This window comes from Ramlibacter tataouinensis TTB310, from assembly GCF_000215705.1.
GTDB classification, from domain to species: Bacteria; Pseudomonadota; Gammaproteobacteria; order Burkholderiales; family Burkholderiaceae_C; genus Ramlibacter; species Ramlibacter tataouinensis.
On sequence record NC_015677.1, the window covers coordinates 2,915,597 to 2,935,338 of the forward strand.

27 protein-coding genes are annotated in these 19,742 nt (G+C 70.4%); 18 read left to right on the forward strand and 9 right to left on the reverse strand.

The annotated features are described in order from the left end of the window. Positions 1 to 155: 155 nt before the first annotated feature. The 4 genes from RTA_RS14030 (at position 156) to RTA_RS14045 (ending at position 3,738) form a co-directional block, all read left to right on the forward strand. On the forward strand, positions 156 to 734 hold the full coding sequence (locus tag RTA_RS14030; RefSeq protein WP_226986077.1) for a transcriptional regulator: 579 nt from the start codon (positions 156 to 158) through the stop codon (positions 732 to 734). Beyond that, positions 727 to 1,134 carry a hypothetical protein gene (locus tag RTA_RS14035; RefSeq protein WP_013902077.1) on the forward strand — a complete coding sequence of 136 codons (408 nt, stop codon included), beginning with the start codon at positions 727 to 729 and terminating at the stop codon, positions 1,132 to 1,134. The genes RTA_RS14030 and RTA_RS14035 overlap by 8 nt, the downstream gene beginning before the upstream one ends. 482 nt (positions 1,135 to 1,616) lie before the next feature. After that, complete coding sequence (locus RTA_RS14040; protein ID WP_013902078.1) at positions 1,617 to 2,588, forward strand: CvpA family protein; 972 nt, start codon at positions 1,617 to 1,619, stop codon at positions 2,586 to 2,588. 103 nt (positions 2,589 to 2,691) lie between these two features. Continuing rightward, positions 2,692 to 3,738 carry an SDR family oxidoreductase gene (locus RTA_RS14045; protein WP_013902079.1) on the forward strand — a complete coding sequence of 349 codons (1,047 nt, stop codon included), beginning with the start codon at positions 2,692 to 2,694 and terminating at the stop codon, positions 3,736 to 3,738. Here RTA_RS14045 and RTA_RS14050 read toward each other — a convergent pair. After that, complete coding sequence (locus tag RTA_RS14050; RefSeq protein ID WP_013902080.1) at positions 3,735 to 4,337, reverse strand: carboxymuconolactone decarboxylase family protein; 603 nt, start codon at positions 4,335 to 4,337, stop codon at positions 3,735 to 3,737. The genes RTA_RS14045 and RTA_RS14050 overlap by 4 nt on opposite strands. An 80-nt stretch (positions 4,338 to 4,417) precedes the next feature. On the opposite strand from RTA_RS14050, the gene RTA_RS14055 reads away from it, so the two are divergent. Beyond that, entirely contained in the window at positions 4,418 to 4,792 is a 375-nt protein-coding gene (locus RTA_RS14055) for a hypothetical protein (protein ID WP_013902081.1), read from the forward strand. A 91-nt stretch (positions 4,793 to 4,883) separates the two neighbouring features. Next, on the forward strand, positions 4,884 to 5,102 hold the full coding sequence (locus RTA_RS14060; RefSeq protein ID WP_041675597.1) for a hypothetical protein: 219 nt from the start codon (positions 4,884 to 4,886) through the stop codon (positions 5,100 to 5,102). On the opposite strand, the gene RTA_RS14065 is transcribed toward RTA_RS14060, so the two are convergent. Further along, the gene (locus RTA_RS14065; RefSeq protein WP_013902082.1) at positions 5,063 to 5,806 is read right to left on the reverse strand and encodes a potassium channel family protein; all 744 of its coding nucleotides are present in this window, start codon (positions 5,804 to 5,806) and stop codon (positions 5,063 to 5,065) included. The two genes, RTA_RS14060 and RTA_RS14065, sit on opposite strands and share 40 nt — an antisense overlap. Before the next feature lie 88 nt (positions 5,807 to 5,894). Here RTA_RS14065 and RTA_RS14070 point away from each other — a divergent pair, with 88 nt between their 5' ends. The 4 genes from RTA_RS14070 (at position 5,895) to RTA_RS14085 (ending at position 9,150) form a co-directional block, all read left to right on the forward strand. Continuing rightward, the gene (locus RTA_RS14070; RefSeq protein WP_013902083.1) at positions 5,895 to 6,731 is read left to right on the forward strand and encodes an AraC family transcriptional regulator; all 837 of its coding nucleotides are present in this window, start codon (positions 5,895 to 5,897) and stop codon (positions 6,729 to 6,731) included. A 40-nt stretch (positions 6,732 to 6,771) separates the two neighbouring features. Then, positions 6,772 to 7,470 (forward strand): B3/B4 domain-containing protein, encoded by a 699-nt coding sequence (locus RTA_RS14075; protein ID WP_013902084.1) that lies wholly within the window; start codon positions 6,772 to 6,774, stop codon positions 7,468 to 7,470. Positions 7,471 to 7,601: 131 nt separating this feature from the next. Beyond that, complete coding sequence (locus RTA_RS14080; protein ID WP_041675598.1) at positions 7,602 to 8,255, forward strand: hypothetical protein; 654 nt, start codon at positions 7,602 to 7,604, stop codon at positions 8,253 to 8,255. A gap of 31 nt (positions 8,256 to 8,286) precedes the next feature. Continuing rightward, positions 8,287 to 9,150, forward strand: coding sequence for an SAM-dependent methyltransferase (locus RTA_RS14085; RefSeq protein ID WP_013902086.1), 864 nt, complete (start codon positions 8,287 to 8,289; stop codon positions 9,148 to 9,150). On the opposite strand, the gene RTA_RS14090 is transcribed toward RTA_RS14085, so the two are convergent. Next, a complete protein-coding gene (locus RTA_RS14090; protein WP_013902087.1) occupies positions 9,140 to 9,538 on the reverse strand; it encodes a TspO/MBR family protein in 399 nt (132 codons plus the stop codon). The genes RTA_RS14085 and RTA_RS14090 overlap by 11 nt on opposite strands. Positions 9,539 to 9,596: 58 nt before the next feature. Here RTA_RS14090 and RTA_RS14095 point away from each other — a divergent pair, with 58 nt between their 5' ends. The 4 genes from RTA_RS14095 to RTA_RS14110 all read left to right on the forward strand — a co-directional run bounded on the left by RTA_RS14095 (position 9,597) and on the right by RTA_RS14110 (position 12,070). Continuing rightward, positions 9,597 to 10,160 carry a hypothetical protein gene (locus RTA_RS14095; protein WP_041675599.1) on the forward strand — a complete coding sequence of 188 codons (564 nt, stop codon included), beginning with the start codon at positions 9,597 to 9,599 and terminating at the stop codon, positions 10,158 to 10,160. Between the two features lie 604 nt (positions 10,161 to 10,764). Continuing rightward, on the forward strand, positions 10,765 to 11,088 hold the full coding sequence (locus RTA_RS14100; RefSeq protein WP_013902089.1) for a hypothetical protein: 324 nt from the start codon (positions 10,765 to 10,767) through the stop codon (positions 11,086 to 11,088). A 139-nt stretch (positions 11,089 to 11,227) separates the two neighbouring features. Then, on the forward strand, positions 11,228 to 11,521 hold the full coding sequence (locus RTA_RS14105) for a hypothetical protein (RefSeq protein ID WP_013902090.1): 294 nt from the start codon (positions 11,228 to 11,230) through the stop codon (positions 11,519 to 11,521). Between the two features lie 132 nt (positions 11,522 to 11,653). Then, positions 11,654 to 12,070 (forward strand): RcnB family protein, encoded by a 417-nt coding sequence (locus tag RTA_RS14110; RefSeq protein WP_013902091.1) that lies wholly within the window; start codon positions 11,654 to 11,656, stop codon positions 12,068 to 12,070. Between the two features lie 26 nt (positions 12,071 to 12,096). Here RTA_RS14110 and gshA read toward each other — a convergent pair whose 3' ends face one another. The 3 genes from gshA to RTA_RS14125 all read right to left on the reverse strand — a co-directional run bounded on the left by gshA (position 12,097) and on the right by RTA_RS14125 (position 14,939). Then, entirely contained in the window at positions 12,097 to 13,650 is a 1,554-nt protein-coding gene (gene gshA, locus RTA_RS14115) for a glutamate--cysteine ligase (RefSeq protein WP_013902092.1), read from the reverse strand. 139 nt (positions 13,651 to 13,789) lie between these two features. Then, entirely contained in the window at positions 13,790 to 14,035 is a 246-nt protein-coding gene (gene infA / locus RTA_RS14120) for a translation initiation factor IF-1 (protein ID WP_013902093.1), read from the reverse strand. A gap of 232 nt (positions 14,036 to 14,267) precedes the next feature. After that, positions 14,268 to 14,939, reverse strand: coding sequence for an alpha/beta hydrolase (locus RTA_RS14125; RefSeq protein ID WP_013902094.1), 672 nt, complete (start codon positions 14,937 to 14,939; stop codon positions 14,268 to 14,270). 101 nt (positions 14,940 to 15,040) lie between these two features. On the opposite strand from RTA_RS14125, the gene RTA_RS14130 reads away from it, so the two are divergent. Further along, complete coding sequence (locus tag RTA_RS14130) at positions 15,041 to 15,400, forward strand: HPF/RaiA family ribosome-associated protein (RefSeq protein ID WP_041676442.1); 360 nt, start codon at positions 15,041 to 15,043, stop codon at positions 15,398 to 15,400. A 92-nt stretch (positions 15,401 to 15,492) separates the two neighbouring features. Then, complete coding sequence (locus tag RTA_RS14135) at positions 15,493 to 16,305, forward strand: TIGR00266 family protein (RefSeq protein ID WP_013902096.1); 813 nt, start codon at positions 15,493 to 15,495, stop codon at positions 16,303 to 16,305. A gap of 16 nt (positions 16,306 to 16,321) precedes the next feature. On the opposite strand, the gene RTA_RS21020 is transcribed toward RTA_RS14135, so the two are convergent. After that, positions 16,322 to 16,489, reverse strand: a complete 168-nt coding sequence (locus tag RTA_RS21020; RefSeq protein ID WP_158307839.1) for a hypothetical protein — start codon at positions 16,487 to 16,489, stop codon at positions 16,322 to 16,324. Between the two features lie 386 nt (positions 16,490 to 16,875). Here RTA_RS21020 and RTA_RS14140 point away from each other — a divergent pair, with 386 nt between their 5' ends. Next, a complete protein-coding gene (locus RTA_RS14140) occupies positions 16,876 to 17,316 on the forward strand; it encodes a DUF4864 domain-containing protein (RefSeq protein ID WP_013902097.1) in 441 nt (146 codons plus the stop codon). A gap of 93 nt (positions 17,317 to 17,409) precedes the next feature. After that, complete coding sequence (locus tag RTA_RS19840) at positions 17,410 to 18,006, forward strand: hypothetical protein (protein ID WP_013902098.1); 597 nt, start codon at positions 17,410 to 17,412, stop codon at positions 18,004 to 18,006. A gap of 91 nt (positions 18,007 to 18,097) precedes the next feature. Here RTA_RS19840 and RTA_RS14150 read toward each other — a convergent pair whose 3' ends face one another. Together RTA_RS14150 and RTA_RS14155 are read right to left on the reverse strand one after the other, a co-directional pair. Next, on the reverse strand, positions 18,098 to 18,721 hold the full coding sequence (locus RTA_RS14150; RefSeq protein WP_013902099.1) for a L,D-transpeptidase: 624 nt from the start codon (positions 18,719 to 18,721) through the stop codon (positions 18,098 to 18,100). Positions 18,722 to 18,862: 141 nt separating this feature from the next. Continuing rightward, complete coding sequence (locus RTA_RS14155) at positions 18,863 to 19,654, reverse strand: hypothetical protein (RefSeq protein ID WP_226986078.1); 792 nt, start codon at positions 19,652 to 19,654, stop codon at positions 18,863 to 18,865. Positions 19,655 to 19,742 lie beyond the last annotated feature (88 nt).

Genomic DNA, 19,742 nt, shown 5'->3' on the forward strand with positions numbered 1-19,742 from the left:
CGTGTCCTTTCTCTGGCGATGCAAACGGGAGCGCCGACAATTGGGTGAGGTGCTTCGACAAAGGTTCCGCTGACCACACCTCCTCAACGAAACCCATACTGGGTATCATCAACCCCGAAATGGGTACAAAAAAATCCGCCTCCACTTCCATCAACTTGGCCGACGCACTCTTTCCCAAGGTGCGGCAACGCGTCCTGGGTCTCCTTTACGGCAATCCCTCCCGCAGTTTCTTTGCCAACGAGGTGATTGCGCTGGCGCAGTCGGGCACGGGTGCCGTCCAGCGGGAGTTGGCCGACCTGTCGGCCGCAGGCCTTCTCAGGGTCACCGCCATCGGCAATCAAAAGCACTACCAAGCCAATGCGGAAGCGCCCGTCTTCGCCGAGCTGCGTGGGCTAGTGCTCAAGACATCCGGATTGGCTGATGTACTACGGAATGCATTGGTGCCTTTAGCGGGGCAGATCCACGCCGCATTCGTCTACGGATCCATTGCCAAACAGCAGGACACCGCCACCAGCGACGTGGATGTGATGATCATCAGCGACAGTCTTGGTTATGGAGAGCTCTTCGGCATTCTGGAGGGCACGGCCGGCGGATTGGGCCGCAAGATCAACCCAACCTTGTACAGCCAGGCGGAGCTGTCCAAACGCATCGAGCAGGACAACAGCTTCGTCACGCGCGTGCTCAAGCAGCCCAAGCTGTGGCTGCTGGGATCTGAGGAGACTCTGAATGGCTGATCCACTGAGCAATTTGGCAGGCCCTGGCAAATCGCTTCGAACCGAGCCGCCCGATGAAAAGGAAATTGCGGGCCTGCAGCGCACCGGGCGGGCACGGCTGAATGATGCGCGCAATCCCGTGCTGGCTCTGGAAAGCCGCTTCGACCTGGCGTACAACGCGGCGCACGCGCTGAGCCTTGCGGCATTGAGGCGCAAGGGCTTCCGGCCAGCCAACAGGTACATCGTCTTCCAGGTACTGCCTCATACCCTGGGTCTTGGTGTCGAAGTCTGGCGTGTCCTGGACAAGTGCCACGGCATGCGCAACTCGGGCGAGTACGAAGGTGAACTCGATATCGATGAGCGGCTTGTGATTGACCTCATCAAGGCAGCCGAAGCTGTGGCAAACGCCTTGCCACAATAGCAGAGGCTCTTACCGGCCGAGAGGAAAGTATTTTTAGGGAATCATTCCTCGTCATACGGGACGAGCGCGCCCCTGTTCGCGGAGAAAGTCTCCCTTCGGTAAGACTCTTACCAAACCTAAGGAGGAGCGCGCTTCCCCTCGTTCGCGAGAAAGTCTCCCCCGGGAGCCGGCTCCCCGGCTCGGGTCGTGAGCGTGCTTCCCCCGTTCGCGGGGGGAAGTCTTCCAAGCACAAATCTGGGAGACTCTCCCCACAGAGCGTGCGCCCCCATCGTTCGGGAAGACGGTCTTATTCGGGAAGACTGTCTTCCGGGGGACAGTGTCCCCCGCTGTTTCTTTGTGGGAGGACGTCTCCTCATTCGGGAAGACTGTCTTCCAAACCTAGAGCGTACGCTCCATCGTTCGGGGAGACGTCTCCCCGCAGCGCTCGCCCTGGGTTCCGGTCCTACGCCCGCGCCCAGCACGGCTGTCGATACTCGGCGGCCATGGACTGGACCATCCTCAACCCCATCGACTGGGGCCTGCTGGCCGTGGTGCTGCTCAGCGCCGTCGGCGGCTGGCGCTGGGGCTTCATCACCTCCACCCTGCACCTGCTCACCCTGGCGGCCAGCCTGGTGATCGCCTTCCTGGCCTACCCCTGGCCGGCGGCCTGGATGCAGGCGCACTGGCCGGCGCTGGACGTCTGGCTGCAGCCCATCAGCTTCGTGCTGTGCTTCGTGCTGGCGCACCTGGCGCTGGGCGCCGGGGTGGTGCGGATCGCCCGCGCGCTTCCGCCGCAGGCGCACCGGCACGGCCTCAACCGGCTGCTGGGCCTGCTGCCCGGCACGGCAAACGGGCTCATCAACGCCACGGTGGTTGCGCTGCTGCTGCTCACGCTGCCGCTGATGGAGGGCCTGAGCCGCATGGCGCGCGAGAGCGCGTTCGCCAACCTGCTGTCGGAACCGGCGCAGGCGATCGAGGCGCGCCTGTCGCCCATCTTCGACCCGGCGATCCGCCGCAGCCTGCAATCGGTGACCGTGGACCCGGCGACGCGGCAGCGGGTCGACCTGCCGTTCCGCGTGACCGACGCGCGGCCGCGGCCCGACCTGGAGGCGCGCATGCTGGAGATGGTCAACGCCGAGCGCGCCGCGCACGGGCTGACGCCGCTCAAGGCCGACCCGGAAGTGGTCGGCGTCGCGCGCGACCACAGCCGCGACATGTTCGGGCGCGGCTACTTCTCGCATGTCACGCCCGAGGGCGCGACGGTGGGCGACCGCATGCGCCGCGCGAACGTGCGCTACCTGCTGGCCGGCGAGAACCTGGCGCTGGCGCAGACGCTGCAGGTCGCGCACGCCGGCCTGATGAACTCGCCCGGCCACCGCGCCAACATCCTGCGCCCGCAGTTCGGCCGCCTGGGCATCGGCGTGCTGGACGGCGGCGCGCGCGGGCTGATGGTGACGCAGAACTTCCGCAACTGAAACAAGGCGCGGGCACGCGCCGGGCAACCGCACCGTCCTACAAACGGCCGAGGCCGGCCGATGGGAGATTGCCGCCTTCCAGCCCAAGAAGGACGAACACCCCATGGCCTCCGATCCGACCGACCGCCCGGCTTCGCGCCGCGACGCACTCAACCTGCTGGGTGCTGGCCTGGCCAGCACGCCGGTGCTGCTGGCCGGCGCTGCCGGCGCGCAGCCGGCCAGCGGCCAGGCTGGCGGCGCGCCTGCGCCATCGCAGCAGCAGCAGCCACGCGCCCTGCGGGACCCGCGCAATGCCCACGCCCGCCCGCCGTTCCCGCCGCAGGAACAGCCCTGGCCGGGCCTGGCCAGGAACATGAACCCGCGGCCCGATCATGGGGAGAACAGCTACAGGGGCTCGGGTCGCCTGGCAGGCCGCCGCGCCCTCGTCACCGGCGGCGACTCGGGCATCGGCCGCGCCGCGGCCATCGCCTATGCGCGCGAGGGTGCGGACGTGGCCATCAACTACCTGCCCGCGGAAGAGGAAGATGCCCGCGAAGTGGTGCAGCTGATTCGCGCCGCCGGCCGGCGCGCGGTGGCCCTGCCGGGCGACATCCGCAACGAGGCGTTCTGCCGGCAGCTGGTGGAGGACGCGGCCAAGGGCCTGGGCGGGCTGGACATCCTGGTGAACAACGCTGCGCGCCAGGCCGCGCAGCCGTCGATCCTGGACATCTCCACCCAGCAGTTCGACGACACGCTCAGGACCAACCTGTACGCGATGTTCTGGATCACCAAGGCCGCCGTGCCGCTGATGCCGCCGGGCGCGGCCATCATCAACACGGCATCCGTGGTGGCCTACGACCCGCCGGCCCAGCTGCTGGACTACTCGACCACCAAGGCCGGCATCGTCACCTTCACCAAGGGGCTGGCCAAGCAGCTGGCCGAGCGCGGCATCCGCGTCAACGCGGTGGCCCCCGGTCCCTACTGGACACCGCTGCAGCCCAGCGGCGGGCAGCTGCCCGGCGAGCTGCCGAAGTTCGGCGCCCAGTCCCCGCTGGGCCGGCCGGGCCAGCCCGCGGAGATCGCGCCGGTGTTCGTGCAGCTGGCCGCCGCGGACCTGAGCTTCACCACCGGCAGCGTGTTCGGCAGCACCGGCGGCCAGGGCGGGCCCTAGCCCTCGGATCGGCCGTGCTTGCCCGGCCCCCAGCCCTGCCCACCCACGGCCTTGGCGGCCACCTCGGCAGGCACGGGCTCCAGCGGCGTCGCCATGCTGTCGTTCCAGCGGTTGAGGAAACCGAACATCGCCACCACGCCCAGGATCTCCACGATCTCGCCCTCGCTCCAGTGCACGCGCAGGCGCGCGAACAGCTCGTCGGTCACGTCGTTGGGCTGGGCGGCGGCGGCCAAGGCGAAGTCCAGCGCGATGCGCTCGCGCGGCGTGTACAGCGGGCTCGAGCCATAGTTCCACACGGCTGCCAGCTTCTCGTCGCTGATGCCGAAGTTGTGCGCGCCCAGCAGCGTGTGCGCCTGGCAGTACAGGCAGCCGGCGGCCTTGCTGGCCACATGGCCCAGCAGGCGGCGAAAGCCCAGGTCCACCTCGCCGGCCGGGTCCATCACCGCCGCATTGAGCTGGGCGAAGGCCTGCACCAGCCGGGGCTTGCGCTGCATGGTCAGCACGCTGTTGGGCGTGAAGCCCAGCGTGGACAGGAAGAAATCGAAATGGCTCTTGAGCTCGGGAGTGGTCTCGGGCGGCAGCGGCTGCAGGCGGGGCATGGCGTCTCCTGGCGGAGCGGCGAGCATAGCGGGATACCGTCCTACAAATGGCCGAGGGCGGCGGGTGGGAGATTCCCGCCATGGCCAATCCACCCGTCGCCGATGTGTCCGAGGGCGCGCCGCCGCGGCAGCTGTTCACGCTGTACACGGTGGGCGGGCGCATCTACTGCAGCAACGTGGACCAGAAGCTGGTCGACCTGGGCGCCCTCGCTTCGCGCGAAGACGGCCTGTGCTACGTGCTGGACGGCAACCAGCTCACCGGCTACGGCCTGCCCAGCCAGGAGGCCGCGCTGCGCGAGATCGCCGAGCGCATCGACTTCCTGTGGCTGGACGGGCAATTCACGGCGCTGGCCGACGTGCGCGGCCAGGATGGCCTGAACCTCGAGCGGGCAACGCGCCTCGATGTCGCCCTGCATGTGCCGCAGCCGGGAGAGCCGGTTCACTTCACCGGCTGATCCTTCGTAGCCGTCCGGCACGCGCACGGGAAGTCGTCCGACAGCCGGATTGCGCGCCGCAACATGCAATGGCTGGGCAAGGAGGATTTCCATGAGCCAACAAGCCCTCATCCGTGGCGAAGTGTCGTTCCGTGCCGGCGACGGCGTGCTGATGCCGATCCCGCCGGGCCCGGTCGAGATCGAAGTCGCCGACGACAGCGTAACGCTGGGCTGGACCGACGGCCAAGGCAATGCCGGCTCGACCGCCATCACCCGCGACGAGTACGAGCGCTACGTCCGCGAAGGCGGCATCCGGCCGCTGGAAGGCTGAGCCGGCGCGCCGGCTTCGCTGGCCACGAAGAAGGTCGCCAGCGTGGCCGTGACATAGCCGAAGATGGTGAAGCCGTAGGTGGCCAGCACCAGGCACAGCAGGCGGCCCTCCGGGGTGCGCGGCCAGTAGTCCGATCCCATAGTCACCAGCAGCATCGCAGTCCACCACAGCGCGTCGCCATAGCTGCGCAGCCCCTCGCCCGGCCCGCCGGTACCGCCTTCGAACGCCAGGATGCCCGCGGCGCCCGCCACCAGCACCACCAGCGTGAGCAGCATCACGTAGCCGAAACCGCGCCGGCGCAGCGTGGCCGCCAGCGAGCGCATGCCACGGTTGAGCGAAGTCAGCAGCCGCAGCAGGCGCAGGCCGCGTGTGGCCCGGGCCGCGCGCAGCAGGCGCAGCGAACGCAGCACCCGCAAGCCGCGCAAGGCCGGCAGCGCCAGCGAGACCAGCGTCAGCAGGTTGCGCCGCAGGAAGCGTGGCTTGTCCGGCGCCAGGACCAGCTTGACCGCGAAATCGAGCACGAAAACCGCCCAGATGAGGTGGCCGGCGAGCTCCAGCCCGCGATGGCTGTGGCCCGCGAGGTCCAGCGCGACCAGCACCAGCCAGACCAGGCCCAGCACCGCCATCGGCCCCTCCAGGCCCGCCTCCAGCCGGCGCAGCAGGCTGCTGCGCTGGCAGCGGATGTCGAGGTTCAGGTCCTGCATCGGCGTGTCTCCTTCCTGGGTGGACCGGCATGATGAAGCCTTCCAGGCGCGCCGTGGCCGTCCCGCGCGCGGCCGGATAATCCGCCGCATGGCCCTCGCTTCGCCGCCACTGCACCACTGCCGCGTCTTCGCCACGCCCTGGCCCGGCGTGTATGCCACCCATACCGACAGCGGCCGCCACTTCGGCCGGCATTCGCATGCCACCTTCGGCTTCGGCCTGCTGGAGGCCGGGGCCCAGCACTCCGCCAGCGGCCGCGGCGCGGTGCAGGCCTACGCCGGCGACCTCATGACCACCAACCCCGGCGAGGTCCATGACGGCCGCCCGCTGGGCACACCGTCGCGGCGCTGGCGCATGCTGCACCTGCCGGCGCAAGTGCTGGCCGCCACCGCCGGCGTACCGGCCGAGGTCGCGCTCACCCGGCCAGTGCTGCGGGACCCGGCGCTGGGACGCGCCGTGCGGCGGCTTCTGGACAGTGTGGAAGGCTGGGCAGCCGGCCGATGCGAGGCCCTGGCCTGCGAAGAGGCCCTGGTGGGGGCCTGCGCCGGGCTGCTGGCCGGCCATGGAACGATCGCGCCCGTACTGGCGGCGGACGCGGCGCCAGTGGCCCGGGCGCGCGAGCGGCTGGCGGACGACCTGGCGCAGCCGCCCTCGCTGGCGGAACTGGCCGCGCTGGCCGGCCTGGGTCGCTTCCAGCTGCTGCGGCGCTTCCGCCAGGCCTATGGCGTGACGCCCCATGCCTGGCTGCAGCAGCAGCGCGCCGAGCGGGCGCGCGGCCTGATCGCCCGTGGCCTGCCGCTGGCCCAGGCCGCAGCGGCCAGCGGTTTCGCCGACCAGAGCCATATGACGCGCCTGTTCACCCGGCAGTTCGGTTTCACGCCCGGCGCCTGGCGGCGCGCGGCGGCGCCTTTGACCCGGCCGCAATAACGTTCAAGACCGGCCGGGGCCGCCGAGACACAGTGGGCCCATGCACTTCAGCCACAGCCCCGGCCTCTGGGCCGATTTTCCCGAACTCGTGCCCGGCGTGCTGTGCGCCACGGGTCTCCATGCCCCGGCGCAGGTGGACGCCGCCGTGGAAGGCTTCCAGGCGATCGCCCGCTCGCGCCTGGCGGCCGTGGGCAGCGAATCCGAGTTGCCGGAGGTCCAGGCCTGGCGGCGTGCCTTCTCGCGCCTGGGGCTCAAGCCGACGCAGTACCGCTGCGCTGCCGAGTCGCTGCTGCGGCGCTTCAAGAAGGAAGGCACGCTGCCGCGCATCCATCCGCTGATCGACCTGTGCAACGCGGCCTCGCTGGCCTTTGCCATCCCGGTGGCGGTCTTCGACGTCGCGCAGGTGGCCGGCTGGCTGCAGGTGCGCCGCGCCGGCGGCCAGGAGAACTACCTCGCCTTCAGCGGCGAGACCGAGCGGCCGGAGCCCGGCGAGGTGGTGTTCGCCGATGCGCAGGACCACGCCCATGCCCGGCGCTGGACCCACCGCCAGAGCCGGTTGTCGGCGATTCGCAACGAAACGGCGGGCGTGCTGATCGTCGCCGAGGGCCTGCATGCCACCGCCGCCGGCGACGTGCCCCGGCTGCTCCAGGCCCTCTCACAGGCCCTGGGCCAGGCCTGGCCGGTGTCCCCCATCTCCCGGGTGCTCACGGCCCAGGCGCCGCGATTCGACTTCGGCTGAGGCCCGCGTCCCCATTGCGCGCCGCGGGGGCGCCTGCTGTAATCGTTTCCAGAAGTTCGTTGGAGGGGTTGGAGATGGGTCGGCACGGGGAGCCACGGGCGGGCGGACAGGAAGCCCGCCCGTGGCTGCGGATGGCTGCCCTGGCGCTGGGCCTGGGCCTGGCGCTGCTGGCACTGCCGCCGCTGGTGGCCTCGGCCGCGCCGGGACTGCGGTCGCTGGGCCAGGCGCTGCAGCTGCCGGCCTCGGCCCTGCTGTTCGCGAGCGGGCTGCTGCTGGTGCTGCACCTGGCCACGCGCGCCCGGCCTGCTGAACCGCAGCAGCAGGAGGAGTCCGGGATGTTCGGCCGCGACTCCACCGATTTCGCTTCCCGCTTCGACACCCGCACGCCGGACGGCGACACCCTGGCCGGCTTCTTCGCCCACCGCGGCGGGCGGGCACCGGCCCGGCAATGGTGCCCCCAGGTGTTCCAGGACATCGAGTGGCGCCGCCTGGAAGCGGTGCGCGAGGCACTGCAGGCCCTGCTGGCGCGCGAAGCGCAGCCGGGCGCCCAGCCGCAGGACCTGGGCGAGCTCGACGACGACGGCCTGCTGGCGCTGATCGCGCGCCGCACCCCCGGGCAGCAGGCCGAACTGCTGCGGCTGGCCTACGAGGGCGAGTACTGGCGGCCGACCTGCACCAGCTGCGGCCTCAAGATGGTCGAACACGGGCCGGGCCGGGGCGGCGCCGGCTTCTGGGGCTGCGCCGCCTCCCCGCGCTGCCGCACGACCTTGCCGCTGCGCCGCTGAAGGGCGTCGCCGCCCGTGCTAGGGTGGCGGGATGCCCGGTTCCCGCTTCCTCCGCACCGTCCTGTCCGGCCTGCTGGCCGCCCTGCCCCTTCTTGTCTTGCCGCTGGCGCCGGCGGGCGCGCAGCCTGCCGAAGAGGTACCCTTCGTCGTCTCGCCCGACAACGTCACGCTGGAGATGCTGCGCCTGGCCGGCATCGGGCCGGGCGACCACCTGATCGACCTGGGCTCGGGCGACGGCCGCATCGTGATCGTGGCGGCCCAGCGCTTCGGCGCCACCGGCCTGGGCGTGGAGATCGTGCCCGAGCTGGTCGAGCGCAGCCTGCGCAGCGCGCGCGAGGCCGGCGTGGCCGACCGGGTGGCGTTCCGGGTGCAGGACCTGTTCGCCACCGACCTGTCGCCGGCCAGCGTGGTCACCCTGTACCTGCTGCCGGAGTTCAACCTGCAGCTGCGCCCGCGCCTGCTGCAGCTCAAGCCCGGCACGCGGGTGGTCTCGCACGACTGGGACATGGGTGACTGGACGCCCGACCGCACCACCGTCGTGGCCGTGCCGGACAAGAAGGTCGGCCTGGAGAAGTCGAGCAGGATCCACCTGTGGACCGTGCCGGCGCGGGTCGAGGGGCTGTGGTGCGGCACCGGCCTGCTGCAGGGCTCCAGCCTGCGGCTGGCGCAGCGCTACCAGGTGTTCGAGGGAACGCTGCTGCACCGCGGCCGCGAGCGTCCGCTGCAGGGCCGTGTCGAGGGCGCGACCGTGCGCACCGTGGCAGGGCGCTATGGCGAGCTGGCCCTCACGCTCGCGGGCGACGAGCTGCGCCTGGCCTCGGCCGAGGGCGTGCTGGCATTGGCGAAGGGCACCACCTTCCGGCGCAGCACGGCGGCGTCCTGCGCTAGCGGTTGAGCCAGGTGATGGACAGCTGCAGCACGGTCGCGAACACCACCCAGGCCAGGTAAGGCAGGTTGGCGAGGACGACCCAGCGCGCCCGCGGGGCGATGGCCCGCAGCGCCCACAGCAGGGTGGCGAGCACCAGCAGGATGTCGATGGCGGCCAGCAGGTTGTTCTGCAGCACGAACTGCAGCGGCATGAAAGCCAGGTTGAACGCCAGGTTCAGCACGAACGGCAGCGCCGTGCGCCACGGCAGGCGCCGGCGCAGCGCCTGCAGCAGCACCCAGCCGAAGCTGATGGCGATAACGAGGTACAGCAGGGTCCAGACCGGGCCGAACAGCCAGGCCGGCGGAGCGAAGAAGGGCTTGTCGAGGTTGGCGTACCAGGCTGCGGCGTTGTCCATGGCACGAGCTTAACGGCCGGCCACGGACCGGTGGTTGCGCGCCACAATAGCCGCAGACATGGATAGACGCACTGCCTTGTGCCTGACCGCCGGCCTGGCGCTGGGAGCTGCCGCCTGCGCGGCCACCGGCGCCCAGCCCCGCTACACCATCTCGGCCGGAACGCTGCAGCGCGCCGCGGCCGAGCGCTTCCCGCTGCGCTACCCGGTGGCGGGGCTGATCGAGCTGGAGGTGGCGCCGCCGCAGCTGACCCTGCGGCCCGAGCGCAACCGGATCGCCAGCACGCTGCCGGTGAGCGCCGCCGGTCCGGCCCTGCAGCAGCGTTATGGCGGCCAGCTCGACCTGGAGTTCGGACTGCGCTACGAGCCCAGCGACCAGACGGTGCGCGCCCACCAGCTGGAGGTCCGCTCGCTGCGCCTGCCGGGGCTCTCGCCGGGCGCGCAGGCGCTGATCAACGGCTACCTGCCCGCGCTGGCGCGCGAAGCGCTGGGCGACGTGGTGCTGCACCAGCTGCAGCCGGGCGACCTGGCGCTGGCCGACGGGCTGGGTTTTCAGCCGGACACGCTGACGGTCACCGCTGACGGGGTGGTGGTGGGTTTTGCGCCGCGCACGGGGGCTCGTTAGCTTCTCTTTGCTCCTGCGGAGTGGCTGGAGTGATTCCTCGTTTCCCCCCCTTTTCCCCCCCGCCCCTCTTCGCCCCCCGCTGGGGCGAAGAGGGGAGCTTTGATCTGGTTTCGTCGCGCCGGCTACGGAACTACAGGCCACCTTCGCCACCTCCGCGGGGTACCACGGCCCGGGCGCTGCAGTCCTAGTTAAAGGCTGCCACCCGTGCGCGGAGCCGCGAGCCAGCGCGCAAAGCGCGGCTGGCTCGTAGGGGAGCGCGGCATTCCGTCTCCTTGTCTCGTCCTGGCCTGCGCTTGCGCGGCCAGCGGCTCCGAGCCTGCCCGCCTCGAAGCGCGTCCAACAGCAGGTTCGCGCCGTGGCGTGCTGGGGCGCACCGCGACCTCACCTCTGTAGCCCGTAATCGGCGCGCGCGGACAAATCCAGGCTCCCCTCTTCGCCCCGGCGGGGGCGAAGAGGGGCGGGGGGAGAAGGGGGGAAAAGCTAGGTGTAGGACACACACTCATCTTCAGCATGGCCAATGGACAAGTCCCTCCACCAGGAACAAAGTCCAGAGGCACCGACTCTCTCTCGAGAACGCGCGCCGCGACCGCGCCAGGAGCTTCCCGTGCAGGATATGGCCTTCCGCACCTTGCTGTACCGGTACTTCTTCTTCGGATGGCTCTTCAAGGACGTCAGCCGCGGCAACCTGCTCGAACGCGCCGCGGCCTGGCGCCACAACCAGGCCCAGGCCCACTGGCTCCCCACGTACATGCGCCGCTGGCTGGGCTGCGGCCTGCTGCTGTACGGGCTGGGCGGCGCCGTCGAGTGGCTGCTGGGCTCGCCCGGCCTGTCGGCCTTCTTCTACGTGCCCAGCGCCCTGAGCGTGCCGGTCAACGCGGTGATCGGCGCCGTCTGGCTGGGGCTCAAGGCCTTGCCCGGTCCGTTCTGAGCCTGGGCGCGTACGGCCGCGCAGGACTGCTTCCTACAGCCGGGCTGTTGGCCTTTGCGAACAATGGAATGACCGCTCCCGTGGCGCGCCGGCTCAGGCCCCGCCCGCGGGTTTCCAAAGTCCCATCGGGAGAGCCATCATGCTGAAGACCACCACCCTCGCCGCCGCCCTCGTGTCGCTGGCTGCCGCCGGCCTGGCCGGCTGCGACGTGCAGAAGACCCAGGAAGGCAACGTCACGGTGCCCAAGTACGAGGTGGAGAAGACCCAGTCCGGCAACGTCACCCTGCCCGGGTACAAGGTCACGCCGCCCGACGTGCAGGTTTCGACCACCGAGAAGAGCGTCACCGTGCCCAACGTGGACGTGAACGTGAAGAAGGAAGAAAAGAAGATCGAGGTGCCCACCGTCCAGGTGAAGCCGGCGCCCGACCGCTGATCACAGGGCGCCAATGACCGGCGCCGCGGGCCGACACGCGACCGACACGCAACTTTGCACTAGGTCGCCGGCCGTTAGCGCCGCGTTCAACTCGGCGGCGGACACTGCAGTCTCCACGACAAGGAGCTGCACATGAAATCCACCGTCCTCCTGAGCGCCATCGCCGCGGCCGCGCTGGGCTTCAGCCCGCTGGCCGCGGCCCAGGGCCCCGGCCGCGCCGGCTGGGGCGCCGAGCGCCAGGACGCGCAGCGCGAGCTGCGCGAGGCCCGGCGCGACGTGCGCGAAGCCCGGCGCGACCTGCGCGAGGCGCGGGACGACCGCCGTGATGCCCGCCAGGATGCCCGGCGCCTGGCCGCACGGGAGGCGCGCTTCCACCGCGGCGGCTACCTGCCCCATGAGTACCGGCAGCGGCACCACGTGGTGCACGACTGGCACGCGCGGCGGCTGTACGCGCCCCCGCGGGGCCACCAGTGGGTGCAGGTGAACGGCGACTACGCGCTGGTGGCGGTGGCCAGCGGCCTCATCGCCCAGCTGCTGCTCGGCCGCTGAGCCTTAGAGGCAGCGCGACCGCCTGGCTACACGGCGGCCAGCGCGGGGGTCACCGCCGCGCGGGTCAGGCCCAGGCGCTCGGGCGAGATGTACTGCTGCCGGTAGTGCTCGAACGGCAGGCTGTCGCCCGCCTCGATCTCGCGCTGGTGCCGCAGCGATTCGCGGCTGAGCATGGCGTAGTGCGCCTGCTGCGCGCCGCCGAAGGGCAGCGCCAGCAGCTTCATGCGCGTGTGCTGCGAATGCGCCAGCGTGAAGTCCAGGAAGGAGTTGCCGAAGTCCTGCTGCATCACGGCCAGCACGCGGGCCGAAGGCAGCAGGTCGGGCTGCTCCACCAGCGCATGCGCGGAGCGCAAAGCATCGGTGTAGTCGGAGGTCCGGTGCGCGGCGTCCAGCGCGGCGGCCACCGGGTCGAACTGCGCCAGCAGTTCGGCCGCCCAGTCGGCAAGCGCCACCTCCTGCGTGCCGCGCTCCAGCCGCAGGCCCGGCTCGCGGCCGAAGGCGGCGGTGAGGTGCTGGTTGCGGCCGATCTGCGCGATCTCCTGCGGCGTGTCGGGCGGGCTGTCGGCCAGCAGGCAGTGCAGCAGGAAGATGTCCAGCAGCCGCATGGTCTGCGCCTTGATGCCCACCGGCACGAAGGGATCGAGGTCCAGCAGCCGCACCTCCACGTACTCGACACCGCGCTCGCGCAGCGCGTGCAGCGGCCGCTCGCCGGGGAAGATCACGCGCTTGGGGCGGATGGTGCCGTAGAACTCGTTCTCGATCTGCAGCAGGCTGGTGGCCAGCTGGTTGTACTCGCCGCCGGGATTCATGATGCCGATGGACTCGTACGCCGGGTAGGGCCGGGTCAGGGCTTCCTGCAGCGACGCGGCGTAGCCTTCCAGGCCGTTGTAGCTGACGGCCAGGCGGGCCTGCGCCTCGCTCTGGTAGCCCAGTCGCCCCATGCGCAGTGAGGTGCCGTGCGGCATGTACATGGTGCCGTCGGCCAGCGGCTGCAGCCCGTGGTCGCGGCCCGCCACGAAGGACGAGCACAGCGCGGGCGACGCGCCGAACAGGTACAGCAGCAGGAAGGCGTGGCGCCGGAAGTTGCGGATCAGGGCGAAGTACTGGTCGCTGCCCAGCCCCGGCATCGACCAGTTGTAGTGGATGCCCGAGATGGTCTGCATGCGCCGGCCGTAGCGGTGCGCCAGTCCCATCCGGTAGACGCTTTTGGCGCGGCCCACGTTGGAGGAGCCGTAGCGCCCGATGGGGATGGTCTCGTCGGCCGGCAGCCGGCACGGCATGCTCGACACCCACAGCATCTCCTCGCCCAGCGCACGGTAGGTGAACTGGTGGATGCGCATCAGCTCTTCCAGGCAGGTCTCCGGCGTGGCATGCACGCCGGTGATCAGCTCCAGCTGCGACTCGCTGTAGTCGGTAGTGATGTGCGGATGAGTGAGGGCCGATCCCAGGGCCGCGGGGTGCGGCGTGAGGGCCAGGTCACCGGCCGCCGTGGCGCGCAGGCTTTCCTTCTCGACGCCGCGTCGGATGCCCTTGAGCCGCTCGGGGCCCAGCGCTGCGAGGGAAAGCTTGGGACTGCTCATGGATGTCTCTGGGCCCGGAAGTTAACACCTTTGCGCAAAACCTGCTGGCAGCAGCCCCGCCCTGCCGGCACGCCGGCGCAAAGGGATCACGGCAAAAAAAAAGCCGGCGGCAGCCGGCTTCTTCCATGGGGCCGCAGGCTCAGCGCTGCGGCGGGCCCGACCGCCCCTGGATGTGGCGGAAGGTGATGCGCCCCTTGGTCAGGTCGTAGGGGGACATCTCCAGCGACACGTTGTCGCCCGCGATGATGCGGATGTGGTGCTTGCGCATCTTGCCGCCGGTGTAGGCGATCACCTGGTGACCGTTGTCCAGCGTGACGCGGAACCGGGAATCGGGCAGGACTTCGTTGACCTGGCCCTTCATCTCAATCAATTCTTCCTTGGCCATGGGCCTCTCCTTGGTTGGCCGCCTTGCGGCTCGGTGGCAGCAGGAGGCGTGGGCTCCTGCGTGGCCCGCAGCGGGCCGGTGACGCGACGGGCCGAGGCTGGCCCTGGAAGCTTCGCAACAAGCCCGCTGCAGCGGGCCGCGTCATGTGCGACAGCCAGGATTGTAGTCGGCCGCGGGTCGTGGAGGCGCTGCCACCCGCAATGGCCTTGCCGGGCGGACGGAATCTGGCGGGTCAGTCGCGCGCCAGCACCTTCAGCAGCCAGCGGTTGATGTCCTGGATCTCCTGCGGGGACACCGAGTGGGCCATCGGGTACTCGTGCCATTCGACCGAATATCCCAGTGCGGCGAGGGCGTCGCGCGAGGCGGCGCCGCGCGCGATGGGGACGATGTTGTCGTACTGGCCATGCCCCATGAAGACGGGCGTCAGCGCGTTCGCATGCGCGCGCTCCGCCGCGGTGGCGGCGGCCAGCGGCAGGTAGCCGGACAGGCCCACGATCCCGGCCAGCCGGTGCGCATGGCGCAGGCCCGTGAGCAGCGCCATGGCGCATCCCTGGGAGAAGCCCGCCAGCACGGTGCGCTGCGGCGCGATGCCGCGCTCGCGCTGCGCCGCCAGCAGCGCGTCGACCGCCGCCAGCGAGCGGCGCAGCCCGGCTTCGTCCTCGCGCCGCACGAGGTCGGCGCCCACGATGTCGTACCACGCGCGCATGGGGTAGCCGTTGTTGATGGTGACCGGCATGACGGGCGCGTGCGGGAACACGAAGCGCACCGGGCCGACGGCGTCGAGCCGCAGCTCCTGGGCGATGGGCACGAAATCGTTGCCGTCGGCCCCCAGGCCGTGCAGCACGACGATGGCCGCCGACGGCTGCGGGCCGGTTTCGATCTCGATGGTTTCCAGGGCGCTCATGGATGCTCTTGTACGGTCTGACATGGACTTCGCCATTGTCCTACAGCACCGGCACGCAAGGACTCGGCAAACTGGTCCCAACCTACGAAAGGATCATCACCATGCAAGTGCAGGTCAACACCGGGAACGGCGTGGAGAGCAAGGAGAGCCTGGAGCGCTGGGCCACCGACCACCTGCAGGAGGCGCTGTCGCGTTTCGAGCAGGACATCACCCGGGTGGAAGTGCAGCTGTTCGACGAGAACAGGGGCAAGGGAGGCTCGGCCGACAAGCGCTGCATGCTGGAGGCGCGCCTCACCGGCCGCGAGCCGGTGGTCGTGCATCACCACGGCGAGAACCAGGATGCCTGCTTCCGGGGCGCCACCCGCAAGCTGCTCCACGCCCTGGAGCACACGCTGGGCAAGCTGGACCGCGAGCACCGCGACCGCGAAACCATCCGCCGCGACCCCAGCGCCATCGCCTGAAAACGCGGCCAGCCCCGCAGGGGCAAGCCGCGCCGGCACAGTGGGCCTTCGCCACCATCGCCGCGTCTTTCATCGGCGGCAAGGAGCCTGACATGGCCATGGACGTGATCGACTACGACATCCGCGGCGCGGAGATGCAGTTCGTCGAGCTCGAACTCGACCCGGGAGAAGCCGCCATCGGCGAGGCCGGCAGCATGATGTTCATGGACGCCGCCATCGCCATGGACACGGTGTTCGGCGACGGCCGCGCGCAGCAGGGCGGGCTGTTCGGCAAGCTCATGGGCGCGGGCAAGCGGCTGGTCACCGGCGAGTCGCTGTTCACCACGGTCTACACCAACCACGGCGCCGGCAAGCAGCGCGTGGCCTTCGCCGCGCCCTACCCCGGCAAGATCCTGCCCATGAACCTGCGCGAGTTGGGCGGCAGCCTGGTCTGCCAGAAGGACTCGTTCCTGTGCGCGGCGCGCGGCGTGTCGCTGGGCATCGCGCTGCAGCGCAGGCTCTCCGCAGGCTTCTTCGGCGGCGAGGGCTTCATCATGCAGAAGCTCGAAGGCGACGGCCTGGCCTTCGTGCACGCGGGCGGCACCGTGGTCCGGCGCGAACTGCAGCCCGGCCAGACCCTGCTGGCCGACACCGGCTGCGTGGTGGCCTACACCCCGGGCGTCGGCTTCGACATCCAGTACGTGGGCAAGGTCAGGACCGCCCTGTTCGGCGGCGAGGGCCTGTTCTTCGCGCGTTTGACCGGCCCCGGAACGGTGTGGCTGCAAAGCCTGCCGTTCTCGCGCCTGGCCTCGCGCGTCTTCGCCGCCGCACCCCAGCGCGGCGGCTCACGCGAGGAAGGCTCGGTCCTGGGCGGCCTGGCCGGCGGCGCCCTGCTGGGCGGCATGCTCGGCGGCGACGAGGAGTAGCAGCCCGCGCGCAGGCTCAGTTGCCGTAGAGGCGGTTGTGCCGGTGAGCCGGGCCGTGGTAGCCCAGGAATGCCGCCTCATCCGGCGCGGACGCGGCCGGTTCGCCGGGGCCCGCCGGGGCGGGAATGCCGGCGCAGGCGCTCAACAGGGCTGCGGCCCCGAGCCAGACAAGCCATCGCTTCATGATCGTTCTCCTAGCCTCACCTTAGGCCATCCCATGCATGGGCGCAGTAGGAGCCCTGCGGCCAAGCCGCGCGGAGCCGGCCTACAGCGGGTCAGGCAAGCCGCTTTCGCGGTGCCGGCCCTGGGCTGCCCACACTGGCTTTCATGCCAGCCGGGCACCGCGCTTTAACGACAGGTCTCACACTTTCGCGGCTTGCCGCGAAACGTACGAACATTGTCCAGTGGGCCTGGCTGGATGCCTGCGCGGCCCTCCCGCGCCTGCTCTGCCTGCTTCCCTGAGCACGCCTACGACGCGCCGCGCGGTGCGCCTACACGGTCCAGCTTGACGCCTGTCTACGCTCACGGAACACCTTCGATCGATTCGTTCCGCCGCCGCCGGAGAGCCCCATGAACCTGACCGTCATCCGCTTCTTCAACCTGATCGTGATGGCCCTGCTGGCCACCGCGCTGCATGCCCAGCAGGCGGACCTGGTGGCCGAAGAGGATGCCGAGAAGGTGCGCCAAGTCATCGTGACCCAGCTCGACGCGCTGTCCCAGGACGACGCGGACCGGGCCTTCGCGACCACCACGCCGTCGGTGCGGGCCGCCCTGGGCAGTTCGGGCCGTTTCCTGGCCATGGTGCGCGGCGCCTATCCCATGGTGTACCGCCCGAGTTCGGTCAGCTTCCACAAGCCCGAGAAGGACGAGGAGACGGTGCTGCAGCTGGTGGAGATCAAGGACAGCGATGCCAAGTCGTGGCTGGTCGTGTTCGCGCTCGAGCAGCAGCCGGACCGCAGCTGGCGCATCAGCGGCTGCCTGGTGGCGGAGAACCGCTGGCAAACCATTTGATCCGAGGAACGGAACGCGGAAAAGAAAAAGCCGGGCGAGCCCGGCTTTTTCATGCGGACGAGCCTCTCAGCTTAGTTGCGGTCGGCGCGCATCGTGCGGCTGCCGGACGTGCCGGAAGTGCCCGAATCGGTCGAGCCGGCGCCCATGGTGGAGCTGCTGCCCGAACCCGAGGTGCCGCTGGAAGAACCCATGGTGCCCGAAGAGCCGGTGGAGCCGGATGCGCCGGACGAACCGGTCGTGCCCGAACCGGACGAGCCCGAGGCGCCCATGGTCGAACCGGACGAGCCGCTGGTGCTCGGCGAGGCGCTGCTGGACGAGCCGCTGGTGCTCGGGGAAGCGCTGGACGAGCCGGTGCTGCCGGTCGAGCCGCTGGCGCCCATGGTGCTGCTGGAGCCGGAGCTGCCAGAACCCATGGTGCTGCCGCTGGAGCTGCCGCTCTGGGCCGACGGCGTGCCGGTGGTGCCCATGGGGGTGCCCTGGCTGCTTTGCTGGCCAGCGGCGGTGCCGGTGCCAGAGGCGCCGGTGCTGCTGGTGCTGGGGGGCGTGCCCTGCGCGATGGCGGTGCCGACGATGGCGACGGCGGCTACGCCCGCGAGCAGGCCTTTCAGTTGGGTCGATGCAGTCATTAGGAAGACTCCTTCATTAGCTTGGATGATCGGCCGGCAACATCGCCAGCTAATGCAAGCCTAAAGAGTCCCCTCGTGCGGCACGTCAGTTCCAGCCATCAGCTGCTGTCGGACGGAGCCCGTCTCAACGGCAATTCGTCACACATGCAACCTGATCACATCGCTTCGAGAAAATCGCGCACCGGCCGCTTCTCGGGCAGCACATACACGACGCCGCGGACGCGGCCCAACAGCGGCTCCACCACCTTCTCGTAGAAGGCCACGGGCACCACGACGCAGCCCAGCGACGCGCGGTTGTCGGCGGGCGTCGCCGAGGCCAGCCGCGCCTGGCGCCGCTCGCGCGCCGATCCCGGACGCAGCCGGTGGATCGCCAGCGCGGCTCCATAGTCGAACCACACCACGGGCTCACCGTCGATGTTGCGCCCAGGTGCCGAGGCGAATCGCCCGGCCGGCGTGGTGCGTTCGTGCAGGCCCACGTCGCCGGTCTGCGCACGCTGGCCCACGCCCGGCGTCGAGTGGTCGCCGGGCGTCGCGCCGAGCAGGACGGGCGTGCTGCCCACCAGCCGGCCGCCGGCCTCGAAGACGAACAGCTGCGCCGCCTTCTTGTCCACGATGGCGAACGGCCTGCCTGCGGCATCGTCCGTCTCCATCACCCACTGCGCCATCTCGCGCGTGTCGACGGGCATGCCGCGCCTGCCCTTGTCCGCACCGGCGGCAGCGGCCACCGTCATGCCGCATGCCAGCCACCAGGCCGCCAGGGCCCTGGCCTTCCAACCCATTGTTCGAGTCCCCGCAGAGAAAAGAGGTGCGCGTCGGCACCCGGTGGCCGGCGCTGGCGGCCAGCCAAAAAAACGCTGCGGATGCTAGCCGCTGATGAGCGGCGTCACAAGGCTTTGTAACGGTAACAGGCCGTGATGGGATCAGCGTTGCGCGAGCTGGGTGGAGGCGGGCACCTCGTAGGCGCCGAAAAAGGCCGCTGCCGGCCGGGTCTCCGGCAGCACGTAGACGATGGCGCCGGTGCTGCGCACCGCGGGCCGCAGCACGCCTTCGTAGAACGCCACGGGCAGGTTGATGCAGCCGTAGGAGATGCGGTTGTCCTCCGGCGTGGGCGAGGCCAGTCGCTCCAGCCGGCGTTCGGCCTTGACGCTGGCGCGGACGCGGTGCATGGAGACGGCAGCGTCGTAGTCGACCCAGATAATGTCCTCGCCCTGGGTGTTCATGCCGGGTTCGGCGACGAAGCGGCCGGCCGGGGTGGTGCGCTCCTCGGGCAGCACCTGCGCGATCGGCTTGTCCCCCACGCCCGGCACCGTGTGGTCGCCCACGGCGGACCCCAGGAGCGCCGGTGTGGCGCCGCGCAGCTGGCCCTGCGGATCGAACAGGTACACCCTGGCGGCCTTCTTGTCGATCACCACCATGGCGCGCTGCCCGTTGTCGCCCGAGTGCAGCGCCCAGTTGGCGATCTGGCGCGCCTCGGGCGAGGCCGGCTCGCCGCCGAAATCGGCCAGCCGGGGCGGCTGCACGCCGGCCGGCGCCGCCTTGGCGGCCGCTTGCGGCGTGGCGCGAGACGGCGCAGCAGGCGTCGTGAAGTGCCGCATCGGCGCCCACAGCAGCGCCAGCGCCGCCGCGCCCAGCAGCAAGCCCTTGCGCAGCCCGTCGCTGAACTCGGAGGAATCGGCGCGGCGGGAGGGTTCCTGGGAAGGGTCGGGTCGCATGCTCGGCAGGCTAGGCGCGGCGAAGGCCGCGCCGGGTGCGCGGATGGCGGCACAGCGTGTAGGACCACTTCCGACGTGCTGCTGGGCA

Excerpts from the sequence above, each read along its gene's own strand:
- RTA_RS14035 (WP_013902077.1), top strand. The coding sequence starts at position 727 with ATGGCTGATCCACTGAGCAATTTGGCAGGCCCTGGCAAATCGCTTCGA.
- RTA_RS14040 (WP_013902078.1), top strand. The coding sequence starts at position 1,617 with ATGGACTGGACCATCCTCAACCCCATCGACTGGGGCCTGCTGGCCGTG.
- RTA_RS14045 (WP_013902079.1), top strand. The coding sequence starts at position 2,692 with ATGGCCTCCGATCCGACCGACCGCCCGGCTTCGCGCCGCGACGCACTC.
- RTA_RS14050 (WP_013902080.1), bottom strand. The coding sequence starts at position 4,337 with ATGCCCCGCCTGCAGCCGCTGCCGCCCGAGACCACTCCCGAGCTCAAG.
- RTA_RS14055 (WP_013902081.1), top strand. The coding sequence starts at position 4,418 with ATGGCCAATCCACCCGTCGCCGATGTGTCCGAGGGCGCGCCGCCGCGG.
- RTA_RS14060 (WP_041675597.1), top strand. The coding sequence starts at position 4,884 with ATGAGCCAACAAGCCCTCATCCGTGGCGAAGTGTCGTTCCGTGCCGGC.
- RTA_RS14065 (WP_013902082.1), bottom strand. The coding sequence starts at position 5,806 with ATGCAGGACCTGAACCTCGACATCCGCTGCCAGCGCAGCAGCCTGCTG.
- RTA_RS14070 (WP_013902083.1), top strand. The coding sequence starts at position 5,895 with ATGGCCCTCGCTTCGCCGCCACTGCACCACTGCCGCGTCTTCGCCACG.
- RTA_RS14075 (WP_013902084.1), top strand. The coding sequence starts at position 6,772 with ATGCACTTCAGCCACAGCCCCGGCCTCTGGGCCGATTTTCCCGAACTC.
- RTA_RS14080 (WP_041675598.1), top strand. The coding sequence starts at position 7,602 with ATGGCTGCCCTGGCGCTGGGCCTGGGCCTGGCGCTGCTGGCACTGCCG.
- RTA_RS14085 (WP_013902086.1), top strand. The coding sequence starts at position 8,287 with ATGCCCGGTTCCCGCTTCCTCCGCACCGTCCTGTCCGGCCTGCTGGCC.
- RTA_RS14090 (WP_013902087.1), bottom strand. The coding sequence starts at position 9,538 with ATGGACAACGCCGCAGCCTGGTACGCCAACCTCGACAAGCCCTTCTTC.
- RTA_RS14095 (WP_041675599.1), top strand. The coding sequence starts at position 9,597 with ATGGATAGACGCACTGCCTTGTGCCTGACCGCCGGCCTGGCGCTGGGA.
- RTA_RS14105 (WP_013902090.1), top strand. The coding sequence starts at position 11,228 with ATGCTGAAGACCACCACCCTCGCCGCCGCCCTCGTGTCGCTGGCTGCC.
- RTA_RS14110 (WP_013902091.1), top strand. The coding sequence starts at position 11,654 with ATGAAATCCACCGTCCTCCTGAGCGCCATCGCCGCGGCCGCGCTGGGC.
- gshA (WP_013902092.1), bottom strand. The coding sequence starts at position 13,650 with ATGAGCAGTCCCAAGCTTTCCCTCGCAGCGCTGGGCCCCGAGCGGCTC.
- infA (WP_013902093.1), bottom strand. The coding sequence starts at position 14,035 with ATGGCCAAGGAAGAATTGATTGAGATGAAGGGCCAGGTCAACGAAGTC.
- RTA_RS14125 (WP_013902094.1), bottom strand. The coding sequence starts at position 14,939 with ATGAGCGCCCTGGAAACCATCGAGATCGAAACCGGCCCGCAGCCGTCG.
- RTA_RS14130 (WP_041676442.1), top strand. The coding sequence starts at position 15,041 with ATGCAAGTGCAGGTCAACACCGGGAACGGCGTGGAGAGCAAGGAGAGC.
- RTA_RS14135 (WP_013902096.1), top strand. The coding sequence starts at position 15,493 with ATGGCCATGGACGTGATCGACTACGACATCCGCGGCGCGGAGATGCAG.
- RTA_RS21020 (WP_158307839.1), bottom strand. The coding sequence starts at position 16,489 with ATGAAGCGATGGCTTGTCTGGCTCGGGGCCGCAGCCCTGTTGAGCGCC.
- RTA_RS14140 (WP_013902097.1), top strand. The coding sequence starts at position 16,876 with ATGAACCTGACCGTCATCCGCTTCTTCAACCTGATCGTGATGGCCCTG.
- RTA_RS14150 (WP_013902099.1), bottom strand. The coding sequence starts at position 18,721 with ATGGGTTGGAAGGCCAGGGCCCTGGCGGCCTGGTGGCTGGCATGCGGC.
- RTA_RS14155 (WP_226986078.1), bottom strand. The coding sequence starts at position 19,654 with ATGCGACCCGACCCTTCCCAGGAACCCTCCCGCCGCGCCGATTCCTCC.